This window comes from Nocardia sp. CS682 (assembly GCF_004634405.1).
Classification (GTDB): Bacteria; Actinomycetota; Actinomycetes; order Mycobacteriales; family Mycobacteriaceae; genus Nocardia; species Nocardia ninae.
Genome location: NZ_CP029710.1, coordinates 792,059 through 808,301, shown reverse-complemented (window position 1 = coordinate 808,301; position 16,243 = coordinate 792,059). Strand labels below are relative to the sequence as shown.

Genomic DNA, 16,243 nt, shown 5'->3' with positions numbered 1-16,243 from the left:
AGCAAGATGACCATGATCACCGAGCCCGTTGGTTCCGCGCGATGACCCCCCGCGTGGTGATTACCGGAATAGGGGTCCGTGCCCCTGGCGGCAACGGCATCAAGGAATTCTGGAACCTGCTGACCGAAGGTCGCACGGCTACCCGGCGAATTTCCTTCTTCGACCCGTCGCCCTACCGCTCCCAGGTCGCCGCCGAGGCGGATTTCGACCCGGTGTGGGAAGGCTTGAGCCAGCGCGAGATCCGCCGGATGGACCGGGCCACCCAGTTCGCGACGGTGTGTGCGCGTGACGCGGTGGCGGCCAGCGGGCTGAACTTCGAGTCGATCGACCCGCATCGGGTCGGGGTCACCCTCGGCAGCGCGGTGGCCGCGGCGACCAGCCTGGAGCGCGAGTATCTCGTGCTGTCCGACTCCGGCCGGAACTGGCTGGTCGACTACGAGTGGCTGTCCCCGCACATGTTCGACTACCTGGCGCCCAGCGTCATGCCCGCGGAGGTGGCTTGGACGGTCGGGGCGGAGGGGCCGGTGTCGCTGGTCTCCAACGGATGCACCTCCGGGCTGGACTCGGTGGGTCATGCCTGCCAGTTGATCCGCGAGGGCAGCGCCGACGTCATGCTCGCCGGCGCCACGGACACCCCGATCACACCGATCGTCGTGGCGTGCTTCGACGCGATCAAGGCGACGACGACCAATAACGACGATCCCGAGCACGCGTCGCGTCCATTCGACCGCTCCCGCAACGGTTTCGTGCTCGCGGAAGGGGCGGCGATGTTCGTGCTGGAGCGCTACGAGCACGCCCGGCGCCGGGGCGCGCACATCTATGCCGAGATCAGCGGGTACGCCAGCCGATGCAACGCCTACCACATGACCGGGCTGAAGACCGACGGTCGTGAGATGGCCGAGGCCATCCGCGCTGCCTTGGACGAGGCGCACATCGACGGCACCGCCATCGATTACATCAACGCGCACGGTTCCGGCACCAAGCAGAACGACCGGCACGAGACGGCGGCCGTCAAGCGCGCGCTGGGCGAGCACGCCTATCGGACCCCGGTCAGCTCGATCAAGTCGATGGTCGGGCATTCGCTGGGTGCGATCGGTTCGGTGGAGATTGCCGCGTCCGCGCTCGCGCTCGAGTACGGGGTGGTGCCGCCCACGGCGAACCTGCATGAGGCCGATCCCGAATGCGACCTCGACTACGTGCCGCGCGTCGCGCGCGAACTCGACGTGCGGACCGTGCTCACGGTGGGCAGCGGGTTCGGCGGCTTCCAGAGCGCGATGGTGCTGCGCCGCCCGGAAGGAACGACTCGATGAGCACCGGCAACCCCGTGGTGACGGGCATCGGCGTGGTCGCGCCGAACGGCGTTGGGCTCGAACAGTTCTGGGACGCGACATTGCGTGGTATCAGCGGGATCGATCGGCTGACCCGGTTCGACGTGGCGCGCTATCCGGTGCGACTGGCGGGCGAGATCACCGGCTTCGACGCCGCGGATCACCTGCCCGACCGGTTGCTGCCGCAAACCGACATCTCGACCCGGCTGGCACTCGTCGCGGCCGACTTGGCCATCGCGGACGCCGAGCTGAAGTCCGGCGAGCTGGTCGACTACGACATGGGCGTGGTCACCGCGAACGCTTGCGGCGGTTTCGAATTCACCCACCGGGAGTTCCAGAAGCTGTGGTCGCAGGGGCCGCAGACGGTGAGCGTCTACGAGTCGTTCGCGTGGTTCTACGCGGTCAATACCGGGCAGATCTCGATCCGCAACGGTATGCGCGGCGCGAGCAGCGCCCTGGTCGCGGAGCAGGCCGGCGGGCTCGACGCCATCGGCCACGCACGGCGGACCATCCGGCGCGGGACGCCGTGCGTGGTGACCGGCGGCGTCGACTCTGCGCTCGATCCATGGGGCTGGGTTTCCCAGATCGCCGGCGGGCGTCTCAGCGACGCGACCGATCCAGCACGTGCGTATCTGCCATTCGATTGCGCGGCACAGGGTTTCGTGCCGGGGGAGGGCGGAGCCATCTTGATGCTGGAGGATCCCGACGCGGCCAGGGCGCGTGGCGCGAACCACGCGTACGGCGAGATCGCCGGGTACGCATCGACTTTCGATCCGCCGCCCGGTTCGCCGCGGCCGCCCGGCCTGCAACGCGCGGCCGAGCTGGCGCTCGCCGACGCGGGTATCACGCCCGCCGAGGTGGACGTCGTTTTCGCCGACGCGGTGGCTCTTGCGGATGCCGACCGTGCCGAGGCAGCGGCCATCGGCAACATCTTCGGCCCACGGGGTGTGCCGGTGACGGCGCCGAAAACGCTGACCGGACGGCTGTATTCGGGCGGTGGGCCGCTCGATGTCGCCGCGGCGCTGCTCGCCATCCGGGACGGCGTGCTCCCGCATACGACGGGCACGTACGACGTGCCCGACGACTACCAGCTCGATCTGGTGCGGCAGGTGCCGCGACCGGCTCGGGTCTCGACCGCCCTAGTACTCGCCCGCGGCCTGTGGGGATTCAACTCGGCCGTGGTCGTACGGCAGGCGAGCGGCTGGCCCGCCCGTCCCGCCGTGTCCGAACACCATGCACAATCAGAGGAGACATCATGCGCAAGATCATGACCATCGACGACCTGCGACGCATCCTGATCGCCAGCGCGGGCGAACCGGACCGGCCCGTGTCCGACACCGAATTCGCGGACACCCTTTTCGAGGATCTCGGCTACGAATCGCTGGCGCTGATGGAGTCCGCGGCCCGGATCGAGCGGGAGTTCGGTGTCGGCGTGCCCGACGATCGGCTCATCGACCTGCGCACGCCGGGTGAGTTCATCGCGCTCGTCAACGAGGCCGCCTCGGACGCGGCGTAGGCGGCAGTCTTCATGCCTGCCACCGCCGATACGGCCGTGCTCTTCCGCGATGTGATGGCGCGCTATCCGAGCGGCGTCACGATCGTCACCACGACCGACGGGCCGCGACCGGTCGGCTTCACGGCCAGCTCGTTCTGTTCGGTCTCCGCGCAGCCACCGCTCGTGCTCGTCTGCCTGGCGCGGAAAGCGAACTGCTACCCCGTCTTCGCGCACGCCGACCGGTTCGCGGTGAGCATCCTGGCCACCGGCCAGGGTGCGCTCGCGAGCCGGTTCGCCAGCAAGAACGGCGACAAGTTCGGCGCGGGCGGTTTCGTGCCGACCGCGCGCGGCGGGCTGGTGGTCGCCGACTGCGTCGCGGCGCTGGAGTGCACGGTCCACGACCGGCGACCGGCCGGCGATCACCTGATCATGGTCGGTGCGGTGGAACAGCTTTGCGCCCCGAGCGAGCTACCGCCCGCGGTCTACTGCGACCGCAGGTTCGCCGAACTGGTGTAGCGCGAGGGGTCGGGGCGGTCGTTCAGCTGCGTTGCCCGGTAAGTCGTTCTACTCTCAAAGAGAGTACGCAAGAGCATTTTACGAGCTCGAGGGGAACGATGTCCGACCCTGTTGCGCCGCCCCGAACCGATCAAGCCCCCGCCTACCCGAGTGACCGGACCTGTCCTTATCAGCTACCAGAGCAGTATTCCCGACTCCGGGACGGCGACGACTCGCTGCGCCGGGTGACCCTCTTCGACGGCCGCCCGGCCTGGGTGGTCACCAAGCACGAGACCGCCCGCGTGCTGCTCGGCGACCCGCGGCTTTCCTCGGATCGGTCGCATCCGAATTTCCCCGCGGTGTCGCCGCGCTTCCAGCTGTTCCGGAACCGCCCGCGGATGTTCATCGCCCTCGATCCACCGGAACACACCGTCAAGCGGCGGATGCTGATCAGCGAGTTCACGGTGAAGCGGATCAAGCGGATGCGGGCCGACATCGAGCGCATCGTGCATGGTTGCGTCGATGATCTGCTCGCCGCAGGACCGCCCGCCGACCTCGTCGGCCGGTTCGCGCTGCCGGTGCCGTCTCTGGTGATCTGCCGACTGCTCGGGGTGCCGTACGCGGACCACGAATTGTTCCGGGACGCGAGCGGGCGGATCGTGCACGGGACCACCGCGGCGGAGGCGATCGGCGCGCGGGCGGAAGTCGAGACCTATCTGGACGGGCTGATCACCAGGTTGCAGAAAGAACCGGGTACCGGGCTGCTGTCCGCGCTGGCCGCCGAGCAACTGGCGCACGGCGGTATCGATCGGGCAGAACTGGTCGCGACCGCGATGTTGCTGCTGGTCGCAGGCCACGAGACGACGGCATCGATGATCGCGCTTTCGGTGATCACCCTGCTGGCCCACCCCGATCAGCACGCCGCCCTGCGCGCGGACCCCAGCCTCATTCCGGGTGCGGTCGAAGAACTGCTGCGCTACCTGGCCATCGCCGACGTCGGCGGCGGTCGATTCGCGACGGCCGACATCGAGATCGACGGCCACCTGATCAGGGCGGGCGACGGCGTGATCGTCAGCAATGCCATCGCCAACCGCGACGGCTCGGTCTTCGCCGATCCGGACACCTTCGACGTGCACCGATCGGCCCGCCACCACCTCTCGTTCGGCTACGGCGTACACCAGTGCCTCGGCCAGAACCTGGCCCGGCTGGAACTCGAGATAGCCCTCGCGGCGCTGTTCGAACGCATCCCGACGTTGCGCGTAGCCGTGCCCGTGGCACAGCTGATCCTGCGACCAGGCTCGACAATTCAAGGCGTGAACGAACTTCCGGTCACCTGGTGACCGACGCAGGCCCGAAAGGAGACCCCATGCGCATCACCGCCGACCGAGCCGTCTGCATCGGCGCAGGACTGTGCGCACTCACCGCCCCCGCCGTCTTCGACCAAGGGGACGACGACGGCCTGGTCGAAGTGCTCGACCCCGCCGCCATCGACGACCCCGCGGTCCGCGAGGCGGTCGACCTCTGCCCCTCCGGTGCACTAGCGTTGACGGAGTAGTCCCTCCGGCGGATGTGCTGACCCTCGGTCTGGGGGCTTGCGAGGGCGGCACTCGCTGGCAATATTGAAAAGTATGATTTTCGAATATTTCTGGTGTTCGGGTAGGGCGGGGGCCCGATGATCCGCACGGCGATTCGGTGGCTGCTCGCCGTCGGACTCGCGTCGTGTGCATTGTCTGTCGCGGGGCCGGTGGCGCGTGGCGAGCCCGGGGATTTGGTTGCGACACAGCGCTTTCCAGCCGAGTGGGGCGATGGCTACATCGTCACGTATCGCACCGAAGGCTCCGATGGTGGTCCGGCACTCGCTCGTGGCCTGGTGATGGTGCCGTCGGGGCCCGCGCCCGCGGGTGGCTGGCCGATGATCTCCTTCGATCACGGGGCGGGCGGGCTCGGCCCGACCTGTGGTGCTTCGGCTTCGGCCACTATGCCGGTGGATGTACTGTACTTCCGCAGGCTCAATTCCCTTGGCTACGCCGTTGTTTCCACCGACTACCTCGGGTTGAGCCCGGTCGCCGAGCAGGTGCACCCGTATCTGCATGCCCGCACCGAGGCCACCGCCACCATCGATATCGTCCGTGCCGCACGAGAATTCACCGATTCCGTCGGGAAGAGCTGGGCGGTGTTCGGGGTGTCGCAGGGCGGTCACGCGGCGTTGGCCACCGCCCGCCTGGCCTCGACGTACGCGCCCGAACTCGATTTCCGCGGCACTGCGGCATTGGCGCCGGGATCTCAGCTCGAGTACCTGTTTCCGCTGGCCGGACCGTACATTCCCCGTTCACCGCTGCTGGACAGTTCGATAGCGGGCGCGTCGGTGCTGCTCATTGCCTTCCTTGCCGGAATGTGGGCCACCCACCCGAGTTTCGACCTGACCCCCTACCTGACCCGCGCCGGTGCCCAGGTGCTGAGCGAGCTGCGAACCGCATGCCAGGACCGGTGGCCGGCGATCATCGGTGGGCGCGGGCTCGGCGAGCTGCTGGCGCGCCCGCTGTTCGAGGAGCCTGCCCGCCGCGCCATCGGCGACTACGTCGGGATACCGGCCGACGGATACCGCCAGCCGATCTTCCTCGGGCACGGCACTCGTGACGTCGCGGTGCCGCCGCTGCTGACCCAGGCCTTGGCGAACGAATTCGCGCTAGCCGGAACGGAATACGAGTACCGCACCTTCGACACCGATCATGAGGGGATCATGGGCCCCGGATTCGACGCCGGGGTGGAATTCTTGCAGCGGATACTCCCGACCGGGCGGTAGCGACCGGTGCGGCGTCAAGGCAGCGGGGCGGACCAGCGCAGCACGGTGCCGCCGCCGGGGTTGTTGTCGATGCTGAAGGTGCCGCCTGCTTGTTCGGCGCGGGCGGCGAGGTTGGCCAGGCCGCTGCGGCGGGTGCTGTCGGCGGGGACGCCGGTGCCGTCGTCGGTGATCTCGATGGTGACGTCGTCGCGGATCTTGAGTTCGACCGCGACGGTGGTGGCGGAGGCGTGCCGGACGACGTTGCTGACCGCTTCGCGCAGGACGGCTTCGACGTCGTCGGACAGGGGTGGGGCGAGGACGGTGACCGGGCCGGCCAGGCGGACGGTGGTGCGCAGGCCGGTGTCGGCGGTCATGTCGACGATGATGCCGTGCAAGTGTTTTCGGTATTTCGAGGAGTCGGCGGTGGTGTTGCTCTGCAGGTCGAAGATCGAGTGCCGGATATCCTGCACGATCGCTTGCACGTCGTCGATCGTCTCGGCGAGACGTGATTTGACCTCGGGCATCCGCGCGCGTTGCATCGTGCCTTGCAACGACAGACCGACGGCGAAGAGGCGTTGGATGACGTGGTCGTGCAGGCCGCGGGCGATGCGGTCGCGGTCGGAGAGCACGTCGAGTTCGCGGCGTTGGCGTTGGTTGTCCGACAGTTGCAGGGCGAGTGCGGCTTGGTCGGCGATGGCGGCCATCATCGACTGCGCCGCCGTGTCCAGCGGCGGCGCATCGGTGGGCCGCAAGGTGGTGAGCACGCCGATGACCGACTGGCCCGCGCGCAACGGAAGGACGAGCGCCGGACCGAAGGTGGCGGCGGCGTCGAACATGGCGGTGTAGGCGAGCTTGTCGACCGCGACGGTATGCCCGTCCCGGAACGCGGCGCCGGAATGCGAGCCCTCGACCGGGATTCGTTGTCCGAGCAACACTTCCGCGCCGGCGCCCGCGGCGGCGACCACCACCAACTCGGCCACCTCGTCCTGCGGAATGTCCGGGTCCTCGGGCAGGGCGAGGAAGGTGCACAACGACTCGGTGAGCGTCAACGCGCGGTCGGCGACCAACGTCAGGACTTCGTTCGGCTCGCCGCCCGCCAGCAGTTCGGTGGCCACATCGCGGGTCGCCTCCAGCCACTGCTGCCGCTGCCGGGACTGCTCGTAGAGGCGGGCGTTCTCGATGGCGATACCCGCGGCCGCGGCCAGCGCCTGCACGACGACCTCGTCGTCCTCGGTGAACTCTTGACCACCGGCCTTCTCGGTGAGGTAGAGATTGCCGAAGACCTCGTCGCGGACCTGGACCGGGACGCCGAGGAAGGTGCTCATCGGCGGATGGTGCGCGGGGAACCCCACCGAGGAAGGATGATCCGAAAGGTTCGTTAGCCGAATGGGTTTGGGCTGTTGGATCAGCACACCGAGGACGCCGTGGCCCCGGGGCAGATCGCCGATCATCACGCGGGTCCGGTCGTCGATGCCCTCGTAGACGAACTCCGACAGCTGCAAGCTGGCCTTGTCGGTTTCGCGGACGCCGAGCGCGCCGTAGCCGGCGTCGACCAGTTCGATGGCGGTGTGCACGATCGAGCGCAGGGTGTTGTCGAGGTCGAGTCCGGCGGTGATCACCAGCATCGCCTCGATGAGGCGGTCCATGCGGTCGCGGACGTCGACGATCTGGGCGATCCGGTCCTGGACTTCGACCAGCAGCTCGCGCAGCCGTAGCTGCGACAGCGTTTCGGTCACCGGCGTTCGGCCGGCTGCGGCAGGCGGCTCGCGGTCCATGCCCTGGATTCTTTCACGCTCGGACGTTTCGGGTTCCTCCCGCCGGATCTGGGGCCGGCGGGCCGGTCTTGGCCTCGGCTTCGAGGTCGGCTCGAGACCGATGAGGTTGCCGACGCCGTGAGGTCTGCGCGCCGGGCGATCGGCGTCGGAAGTCCTACGGGCAAAGGCCGTCTTCCTCTTACCCGGGCCGATACGCCGGTGCGACGGTGGGGCGACAGGAGACGGAGGCACGCGACATGGATTACGGATTGCCCGACAGCACCACCCTCGAGACCGCATTGGCACTCGCGGCGCGAGCGCCGTCGGTAGTTGACACCCAGCCGTGGCGCTGGCAGATCGGCAGCCGTTCCATCCACCTCTACCTCGATCCGGCCTGGGCGGCCGATCCCGAGCAGCGTGAGCCGGTGCTGAGTTGCGGTGCGTCCCTACACCATTTACGAGTCGCGCTCGCGGCGCTCGGCTGGTCCGCGGTGGTCCGTCGACTACCGAACCCCGCCCAGCCCAACCACCTGGCGTCGGTGCGGCTGCTGCGCCATCGCCCGACGCCGGTGGAGATCGCACTGAGCGCGGCCATTTCGCGCAGGCACACCGACCACCGGCACTTCACCTCCTTACCGATCCCGCCCGGTTGTTTAGGCCTGGTGACCGAACGCGCCACCGCCCTGGGTGCCCTCGTGCGCCGAGCCACCGATCCGGCCCGGGAACAGGTGATCGACCCGAGCTACCGAACACCCGATCCCGACTTCGCCGAGCTGCTTGTCATCGGCACAACCGCCGACGACCGAACCTCCCGGCTGCGCGCAGGCGAGGCCCTGAGCGCAGTCCTGCTGACCGCCACCAACATCGGCCTCGCCACCTCCCTGCTCACCCGACCCCTCGAGACCTCGGAGCTGCGCCGCACCGTCCGCGCAGGCGTGCTCGACGGCACCGCGCACCCGCAGGCCGTCGTCCGCATCGGCTGGGCACCGACCGGCACCGGATCGCCGGAGCCGACTCTCGAGGACGCGCGAAGCTGGGCTTGCCGCAGTCACCCGGGTCCCTGCTGAATGTGCTGGGAAGCAGCACGGCGTCGGCATGAGCGCGATTCCACCCAGGAGGATCACGGCCCGCCGCCTTCGACACTGCGCCCGACGGGTTCCACTACGGGGTGGCCGCGGCGGCGGTCGACGCGGGGGACCGCGTGGTGGTGATCGAACAGCGCGGCCGAGCGGGCACTCAGGAGGTGGCAGACGCCGGCGGGCGTACGGGCGTCGACGCGACACAGGGCGAGGGACCTCCGGTAGTTGATCCCCCATCGTCCTGCGGAGGGCACAATGCTGAGACAGTGCTGGCACGTTTTCTGCCGGGTCTCCGGCAATTCGATGGCTACCAGCGGGCGTGGCTCAGGTCCGACCTGGTCGCTGGTATCACCGTGGCCGCGTATCTCGTTCCGCAGGTGATGGCGTACGCGACTGTCGCGGGGTTGCCGCCGGTGGTGGGGTTGTGGGCGGTGCTCGGGCCGCTGGCCGTGTATGCGCTGCTGGCTACTTCGCGGCAGCTGTCGGTGGGGCCCGAGTCCACGACCGCGTTGCTAACTGCGGTCGCGCTGGCTCCGCTGGCGCTCGGCGATCCCGAGCGGTATGCCGCGCTCGCGGCGGTGCTGGCGTTGCTGGTCGGCGGGGTGTGTCTGCTCGCGGCGGTCGCGCGGTTGGGGGTGCTGGCGGATCTGCTGTCCAGGCCGGTGCTGATCGGGTATCTGGCGGGCACGGCGGGGATGATGATCGCCAGTCAGCTCGGGCGGGTCAGCGGGGTTCCGGTGAGCGGGGAATCCATTGTCGCGCAGCTGCGTTCGTTCGTGACCCAGCTGGACCAGTGGCACTGGCCGACCAGCGTGCTCGCGGCGGCGGTGTTGAGCGGGCTGTTGGTGCTGGCCTGGCGTGCGCCGCGGGTGCCGGGCCCACTGCTGGCGGTGCTGCTCGCCACCGGTGTGGTGGCGGTTTTCTCGTTGCAGCGCTACGGCATTCGGGTCGTCGGGACGATCCCTGCGGGCATCCCGGTACCCGGCCTGTCCGGGGTCGCGGTGGCCGATGTGGCGGCGCTTATTCTGCCGGCTGTCGGCATTGCGGTAGTCGGCTTCTCCGACAATGCGCTCACCGCAAGGGCCTTCGCCGTACGCAACGGCTATCGCGTCGAGGCGAACACCGAGCTGGCCGCGCTCGGAGCGACCAATGTGGCGGCCGGGGTGCTACACGGGTTCCCGGTGAGTTGCAGCGGCAGCCGGACCACGATCGCGGATGCGATGGGCGCGCGCACGCAGCTGTATTCCGTTGTCGCGCTAGGTAGTGTGCTCGCGGTGCTGCTCGGTGCGCGCGACGTCCTCGCGGCGTTCCCGTCGGCGGCGTTGGGCGCCTTGGTCATCTACGCGGCGTTGCGGCTGATCGATGTGGCCGAGTTCCGGCGGATCGCCCGATTCCGGCGCAGCGAGCTGGTTCTCGCGCTGGGCACCGTCGCGGCCGTGCTGGCCCTCGGCGTGCTCTACGGCGTGCTGGTGGCGATCGCGCTGTCGACTCTTGACCTGCTGCGGCGCATCGCCCGCGCCCACGATGCCGTCCTCGGCTTCGTGCCGGGATTGGCGGGCATGCACGACATCGACGACTATCCAGGCGCGAAACCCGTTCCGGGACTGGTGATCTACCGCTACGACGCCCCCCTGTGCTTCGCCAACGCCGAGGACCTGCACCGCGGGGCGCTCGCGGCGGTCGACTGGTGGACCGAGCACGGCGGCGAGCCGGTGCGCTGGTTCGTGCTCAACGTCGAAGCCAACGTGGAGGTCGACCTCACCGCCCTCGACGCCGTCGAACAGCTCCGGGCCGACCTGGCCGCGCGGGACATCGTCTTCGCGATGGCCAGGGTGAAGCGGGATCTGCGCGACGACCTGGACGCCTTCGGGTTGACCGCCGCGATCGGGGAACACCACCTCTATCCGACTCTGCCCACGGCGGTAGCCGCCTACGAGGCGGACCGCGAGAAGCGGTCGCCCGATGGGTGACCTTGTTCTCCGCCGGTGACAGCGCGATGCTCGAAGTCGATGGCGGACCCTCCGAAAGGACAGACCATGGCAGCCGAAAGTCCCTCGAACGCAACACGAGAACCGACGATTCTGGTCGCTGTCGACGGGTCGGCGAGCTCGTATCAGGCGGCGGCGTGGGCGGCGGTCGAAGCCGTACTGCACAACTGCCGACTGCACCTGCTCACCTCGATGGCGATCCGGCCTGGGTACGGGCCGGGGCTGGGGTTGGGGGAGACGGATCTGGAATGGTTGCGTGTCGACGGGGAGCGAGTCCTGACCGAGGCCAGCAGGGTGGCCCGCACGGCGGCGCCGGGTGCGGCGGCGCGCATCACCAGTGAGGTGTCGTTCGAGTTGGTGATCCCGATGTTGATCGAGCGTTCGGCGCGGGTGCGGATGCTGGTGGTCGGTAGCCGGGGGATGGGTGCGTTCCAGCGTGGGTTGTTGGGTTCGGTCAGTACCGCTACCACTCATCATGCGCATTGTCCGGTCGCGGTCATCCACGGGAGTGCGGCGATCGATGCCGTGTCGGCGACTCAGCCGGTGCTGGTGGGTGTGGATGGCACCGATAACAGTGTGGGTGCGGTGGAGCTTGCGTTCGAGGAGGCGTCGCGTCGGAAGGTGGGGCTGACCGCGTTGCATGCCTGGAGTGACACCAGTGGTTTCGATCTGCCGGTCGCGGGCTGGGATGGCGCGCAGCAGTCCGCGGAGGCGGTGCTCGCGGAGAGCCTGGCGGGTTACGCGGATCGTTATCCCGATGTCGCGGTGCGCCGAATCGTGGTGGCGGATCGGCCTGTTCGATCGTTGCTCGACGAATCGTCGAACGCCCAACTGGTTGTCGTCGGCAGCCACGGTCGCGGGGGATTCACCAGCATGGTTTTGGGCTCGACCAGCAACGCACTGCTGCACTCGGTCGAGGTGCCGATGATCGTCGTGCGCGAACGCTGACCGCACCGCCGGGCGCGGGGTCGAGAACACTCGGCCCCGCGCTTTTGCTGTCCGTCGAAGTCTTGACAACTCTTCTCGGTAAGCGAAGACTTACGGTTCGTAGACACTTACCAAGCAGGAGATGAATGGGGTGCGCTCGCAGATCGAATGCGGCGCACGATTGTGGAGCGCCTGGCCGAGAAGCCGCAGGCGGTCGGTGAGCTCGCGCGGGAGTTGCCGATCAGCCGCCCTGCTGTTTCCCAGCATTTGAAGGTGCTCAAAGATGCGGGGCTGGTGCTGGATCGGGCCGTCGGTACGCGCCGGATCTACCAGTTGAATCCGGACGGGATGAACGCGCTGCGTGCGCAACTCGACCGGTTCTGGAGTCGAGCCCTCGCGACGTATCAACAGGTAGTCGAGGAAGATCAGGAGAAGTCATGACCCAGACCGAAGTCGAACCGGTGCAGTTGCAGATCGTCGTCAACGCACCATTGGAGCGTGCGTTCGCGCTGTTCACCGAGCGCTTCGACGCGATAAAGCCGCGCGAGCACAATCTGCTGGCGGTCCCGATCGCCGAGACGGTGTTCGAACCGCGAGTCGGCGGGCACATCTATGACCGAGGCGAGGACGGCAGCGTATGCCGATGGGCACGGGTGCTGGCCTACGAGCCGCCGAACCGGGTGGTGTTCAGCTGGGATATCAACGGGCGCTGGGAGATCGAGACCGACCCGGACAAGACCAGCGAGGTGGAGGTCCGGTTCACCGCCGAAAGTGCGGACCGTACCCGCGTCGAGCTCGAACACCGGCATATCGAACGCCACGGTGACGGGTGGACGGCGGTGCGCGCCGGCGTCGACGGCGAGGGTGGCTGGCCACACTACTTGCAGCGGTACCTCGAGGCGGTCGACCAGGATGCTCGAGGCTGATCGACTACGCCGGGGTACCGACCACTCTCGTGCCTGCATTCGGCGCGGGCGTTGTCGGTGCGAGCGGGCCGCGGCATGGGCGGAGTGCCGCGGCCCGCTCGATCAGCGTGCCGGGCGCCGCTCCGTGCGGTCAGGGTCCTTGGTCCCTGGGCGACCGAACCAAGGTCTCCGAAAGCGGGCGGCACGTTCATCCACGTCGGGTGGTGAACACGTCGGTCAGTGGGCGTCGCGGGGTCGGGGGCGGTTCGTGGTCATCCGGTGCCGTGCCGATGCGAACGACGACCTGCGGCAGGCCGTCATAGGCGGTGAGGCCGGCCAGTAGGCGGCGGCCGGCGGGTACTTCGGTGATGTGGGTGAGGGCGCAGGTGTTCAGCCCGGCGGCCGTGCACTCGAGAAGCAGCACCGACAGCGCTTCTCCCGTGTGCAGCCACTGCATCGCGGAGTCGTCGGTCGAGCTGAGCACGACGAGTCGGGCGCGGTCCTCGATCTCGGCACGGCGCATCGAATGCGGCACCGGCGGAAACGCCCGGCCGACGCCCACCCGGGCGAAGTCGGCGTCGGAGACCATGGACGTCGGTGGGATGCCCTCCGGCATCTCACGATGTCCGGTCCACCATTGCAGTTCGGCCTGGTATTGCATGTCGTAACGGCGTAGCGCGGCCGACTGCTCCGAAGCGGTCGACAGCCGTGCTCGCGCGCTCTCGTCGAGCACGTCGAGCTCGATCTCATGCGGCGACACCAGCTTTCGCAAGGTGTGCACGATGTCGTCCCAACGTTGCGGCTCGAGCATCGGGAGCCGATCGGTGTAGCGGCGGTCGATCGCGTCGGTGCGGGCGCGGATCCCGTCGGGCGGGTCAGGCCACGGCCGGAACTCGACGGTCGCCAGATGCTGCGGCTGAGCCGGGTCGGGCAGGCGCACCGTGTCGGTGTGCCAGTGATAGGCGGCGAAGGCGCTGCGCAGGTGGTGCAGCCCGGCGCCGCAGCTGATCAGCTGCTGGCGCCCACGGGGATCGGTCGCCAGTAGCTGGCGGTCGGTGTCGGTGTAGAGGCGCAGTCGGGTTCCGTCGAACACCCAGCGCCACGGCTGCGTGTTGTGCACCGACGGCGCACGGCAAGCCAGTCGCATTGCCGCCAGCATCGTCGGGTGGTCCGGCACCACGGGGTCTTTGTCGGTCATATCGCGAGTTTCGTCCGGGTGCATGCACCACCGATATGGCCTTTGCGCAGCTGATCCGGGGACCTCCGGCCTCAGTTCTGGCGCGCGGCCGGCAGGGTCTTTGTGAGGCAATCAGACCCTACGGCCTCGGGACCTTCGGCCCTGCCCGCCCGCTGCGCGCGGTGGTGACATGGGAGCCGCCGGAAGCCGGTCGAGGGCATTCCGCCGCATTCATCGAAGCGAAGGGTAGGGAACACAGTTGCCGCGCGATCTGACACAACGCGAAATCCTGACCGACCTCGAACCGATGGCCGAGGACTGCGTGCACCGGCACCTGTCGATGACCAAGGACTGGCAGCCGCACGACTACGTGCCGTGGGACGAGGGCCGCAATTTCGCCGAGCTTGGTGGGACCGACTGGGCGGCAGGGCAATCGCGGCTCAGCGAGGTCGCCAAGGCCGCGATGGTGACGAACCTGCTCACCGAGGACAACCTGCCCTCCTACCACCGCGAGATCGCCGAGAACTTCTCCCGCGACGGCGCCTGGGGCACCTGGGTCGGCCGCTGGACGGCGGAGGAGATGCGGCACAGCACCGTGATCCGGGACTACCTGGTGGTGACTCGCGGCGTAGACCCGGTCGCGCTCGAGCAAGCCCGAATGATCCACATGACCAACGGTTTCGCCTCCGGCGCCACCGCGGCCGACGTCGCCAGCGGCGCGGGTTTCCTGCATTCCGTTGCCTATGTGAGCTTTCAGGAACTCGCCACCAGGGTCACCCACCGCAACACCAGCCGGGTCTGCAACGACCCGGTCGCCGACCGGATGTTGCAGCGCATCGCCGCCGACGAGAACCTGCACATGATCTTCTACCGCACCATCTGCGGCGCCGCCCTCGACCTGGTGCCGGACCAGGCGATCGAGGCCATCGACGCGATCGTGCAGAACTTCCAGATGCCCGGCGCGGGCATGCCGAACTTCCGGCGCAACGGCGTGCTGATGGCCAAACACGGCGTCTACGACCTGCGTCAGCACCTGGAGGACGTGCTCTGGCCGGTGCTGCGGCAATGGAACATCTTCGGCCGCACCGACTTCACCGCCCGCGGCGAACAGGTCCGCGAGCGCCTCGCCACCTACCTCGACGACCTGGCGACGGTGAAGATCCCGAAATTCGAAGAGCAGCGCGACCGTTCGCTGGCCCGCGAGCGCGCCCGAGCCTGAGTGACGCTCGGTCTGGTCTGGCACTGGGGGAGCCCGCCGTGATCGTTGAGCAAAACTACACCCCGCGTTGCTGAGTTGTCGCTTGTTGCCCTGGTCGGCCTCGGTGAAGATCATGGTGCGCCATTCGGCGTCCGTGACGTAGGTCACGGGTCGGGTGCGGTTAATTCTGTGGCGAGCCGCTGTCTTTATGGGTGTGCGCGCAGGACATCGCCGCGGTAACCAGTTGCTAGGAAGGGCAAGACTTTGGAGACGATCACCACGCCTGGGGGAATCGAGCTGGCCTTCGATCGTGTCGTCGGCGGTGACGCCGGAACGGTCATTCTGATCGGCGGAGCATTCAGCTACCGCACATTCCCCAAAATGGTGGAGCTGGCCGAGAAATTGGCCGAGCGTTATGGGTTGACGGTGGTGAATTACGACCGGCGTGGCCGGGGCGACAGCACCGATTCGCCCGGTGTGTACGACGTGGTGAACGAGATCGACGATCTGGCCGCGCTGATCGAGGCGGTCGGCGGCAAAGCCGCGGTGTTCGGCTGGTCCTCAGGGGCCGGTTTGGCGCTGTCGGCGGCGGCCTCGGGGCGCGTATCGGGCATCACGAAGGTGGTCGCGTTCGAGCCGCCGTTCGTGACCAACTCCGAAAACTTCGTGCCACCAGCGGATCTCGCTGACCGGCTGCACGCGATGATCGCCGCGGACCGGCGACCCGAGGTGGTGCGGTACTACATGACCAAGGGGATGGGCATGCCTGCCGTCATGGCCGCGGTCATGCGCTTCACTCCGTTCTGGAAGCACCTGCTGGCCACCGCCCCGGCCACCGCGCACGACTGGGCGATCATGGGCCGCTTCATGCGTGGCGAGGCATTGCGTCCGGCGGACTGGGCCGGCGTCGACGTGCCCACGTTGGTAATTTCCGGTGGCAAGAGTGGTGCGTTGTTGCGCACCGCCGCGCGCGCCATTACCGAAGTGCTGCCCAATGCGCGGCACGTGGAGGTGGCGAAGTTGACCCACAACCCGAATATCGAACTCCTGGTTCAGGCCTCGGGCGAATTCCTCGTCGGTGCGAGCCGATTCGTGGCCTGACTCGGCGGCCCGTT

At 68.3% G+C, this 16,243-nt stretch carries 15 protein-coding genes and 1 pseudogene; 14 read left to right on the top strand and 2 right to left on the bottom strand.

Annotation, left to right across the window (positions count from 1 at the left end; genetic code table 11):
* Positions 1-41 precede the first annotated feature (41 nt).
* The 7 genes from DMB37_RS03465 to DMB37_RS03435 all read left to right on the top strand — a co-directional run bounded on the left by DMB37_RS03465 (position 42) and on the right by DMB37_RS03435 (position 6,121).
* Entirely contained in the window at positions 42-1,310 is a 1,269-nt protein-coding gene (locus DMB37_RS03465) for a beta-ketoacyl synthase (protein WP_135231423.1), read from the top strand.
* Complete coding sequence (locus tag DMB37_RS03460) at positions 1,307-2,599, top strand: ketosynthase chain-length factor (RefSeq protein ID WP_135231422.1); 1,293 nt, start codon at positions 1,307-1,309, stop codon at positions 2,597-2,599. The genes DMB37_RS03465 and DMB37_RS03460 overlap by 4 nt, the downstream gene beginning before the upstream one ends.
* Positions 2,584-2,844 carry an acyl carrier protein gene (locus DMB37_RS03455; protein ID WP_206055172.1) on the top strand — a complete coding sequence of 87 codons (261 nt, stop codon included), beginning with the start codon at positions 2,584-2,586 and terminating at the stop codon, positions 2,842-2,844. Before DMB37_RS03460 ends, DMB37_RS03455 begins: the two co-directional genes overlap by 16 nt.
* Positions 2,845-2,856: 12 nt before the next feature.
* The gene (locus tag DMB37_RS03450; RefSeq protein WP_135231421.1) at positions 2,857-3,339 is read left to right on the top strand and encodes a flavin reductase family protein; all 483 of its coding nucleotides are present in this window, start codon (positions 2,857-2,859) and stop codon (positions 3,337-3,339) included.
* Between the two features lie 98 nt (positions 3,340-3,437).
* On the top strand, positions 3,438-4,658 hold the full coding sequence (locus DMB37_RS03445; RefSeq protein ID WP_135231420.1) for a cytochrome P450: 1,221 nt from the start codon (positions 3,438-3,440) through the stop codon (positions 4,656-4,658).
* Between the two features lie 26 nt (positions 4,659-4,684).
* A complete protein-coding gene (locus tag DMB37_RS03440) occupies positions 4,685-4,873 on the top strand; it encodes a ferredoxin (protein ID WP_135231419.1) in 189 nt (62 codons plus the stop codon).
* A 117-nt stretch (positions 4,874-4,990) separates the two neighbouring features.
* Positions 4,991-6,121 carry a lipase family protein gene (locus DMB37_RS03435; protein WP_135231418.1) on the top strand — a complete coding sequence of 377 codons (1,131 nt, stop codon included), beginning with the start codon at positions 4,991-4,993 and terminating at the stop codon, positions 6,119-6,121.
* A gap of 14 nt (positions 6,122-6,135) precedes the next feature.
* Here the strand turns inward: DMB37_RS03435 and DMB37_RS03430 are convergent, their stop codons facing one another.
* Positions 6,136-7,875, bottom strand: coding sequence for a GAF domain-containing sensor histidine kinase (locus DMB37_RS03430; RefSeq protein WP_135231417.1), 1,740 nt, complete (start codon positions 7,873-7,875; stop codon positions 6,136-6,138).
* Between the two features lie 236 nt (positions 7,876-8,111).
* Between DMB37_RS03430 and DMB37_RS03425 the strand changes: the two genes are divergently transcribed.
* The 5 genes and pseudogenes from DMB37_RS03425 (at position 8,112) to DMB37_RS03405 (ending at position 12,774) form a co-directional block, all read left to right on the top strand.
* Complete coding sequence (locus DMB37_RS03425) at positions 8,112-8,921, top strand: NAD(P)H nitroreductase (RefSeq protein ID WP_206055171.1); 810 nt, start codon at positions 8,112-8,114, stop codon at positions 8,919-8,921.
* A 278-nt stretch (positions 8,922-9,199) separates the two neighbouring features.
* Positions 9,200-10,903: a SulP family inorganic anion transporter gene (locus tag DMB37_RS03420; RefSeq protein WP_135231416.1), complete on the top strand. Its 1,704-nt coding sequence runs from the start codon at positions 9,200-9,202 to the stop codon at positions 10,901-10,903.
* A gap of 66 nt (positions 10,904-10,969) precedes the next feature.
* Positions 10,970-11,869, top strand: coding sequence for a universal stress protein (locus tag DMB37_RS03415; RefSeq protein WP_135231415.1), 900 nt, complete (start codon positions 10,970-10,972; stop codon positions 11,867-11,869).
* A 99-nt stretch (positions 11,870-11,968) separates the two neighbouring features.
* Positions 11,969-12,289, top strand: a pseudogene (locus DMB37_RS03410) (ArsR/SmtB family transcription factor); the annotation flags it as partial.
* The gene (locus tag DMB37_RS03405) at positions 12,286-12,774 is read left to right on the top strand and encodes an SRPBCC family protein (RefSeq protein ID WP_135231413.1); all 489 of its coding nucleotides are present in this window, start codon (positions 12,286-12,288) and stop codon (positions 12,772-12,774) included. The pseudogene DMB37_RS03410 and the gene DMB37_RS03405, both read left to right, overlap by 4 nt.
* A gap of 187 nt (positions 12,775-12,961) precedes the next feature.
* Here DMB37_RS03405 and DMB37_RS03400 read toward each other — a convergent pair whose 3' ends face one another.
* On the bottom strand, positions 12,962-13,951 hold the full coding sequence (locus DMB37_RS03400) for a hypothetical protein (protein ID WP_135231412.1): 990 nt from the start codon (positions 13,949-13,951) through the stop codon (positions 12,962-12,964).
* A 238-nt stretch (positions 13,952-14,189) separates the two neighbouring features.
* Between DMB37_RS03400 and DMB37_RS03395 the strand changes: the two genes are divergently transcribed.
* Positions 14,190-15,149, top strand: coding sequence for an acyl-ACP desaturase (locus DMB37_RS03395; protein WP_135231411.1), 960 nt, complete (start codon positions 14,190-14,192; stop codon positions 15,147-15,149).
* Between the two features lie 243 nt (positions 15,150-15,392).
* The gene (locus DMB37_RS03390; protein WP_135231410.1) at positions 15,393-16,229 is read left to right on the top strand and encodes an alpha/beta fold hydrolase; all 837 of its coding nucleotides are present in this window, start codon (positions 15,393-15,395) and stop codon (positions 16,227-16,229) included.
* Positions 16,230-16,243 lie beyond the last annotated feature (14 nt).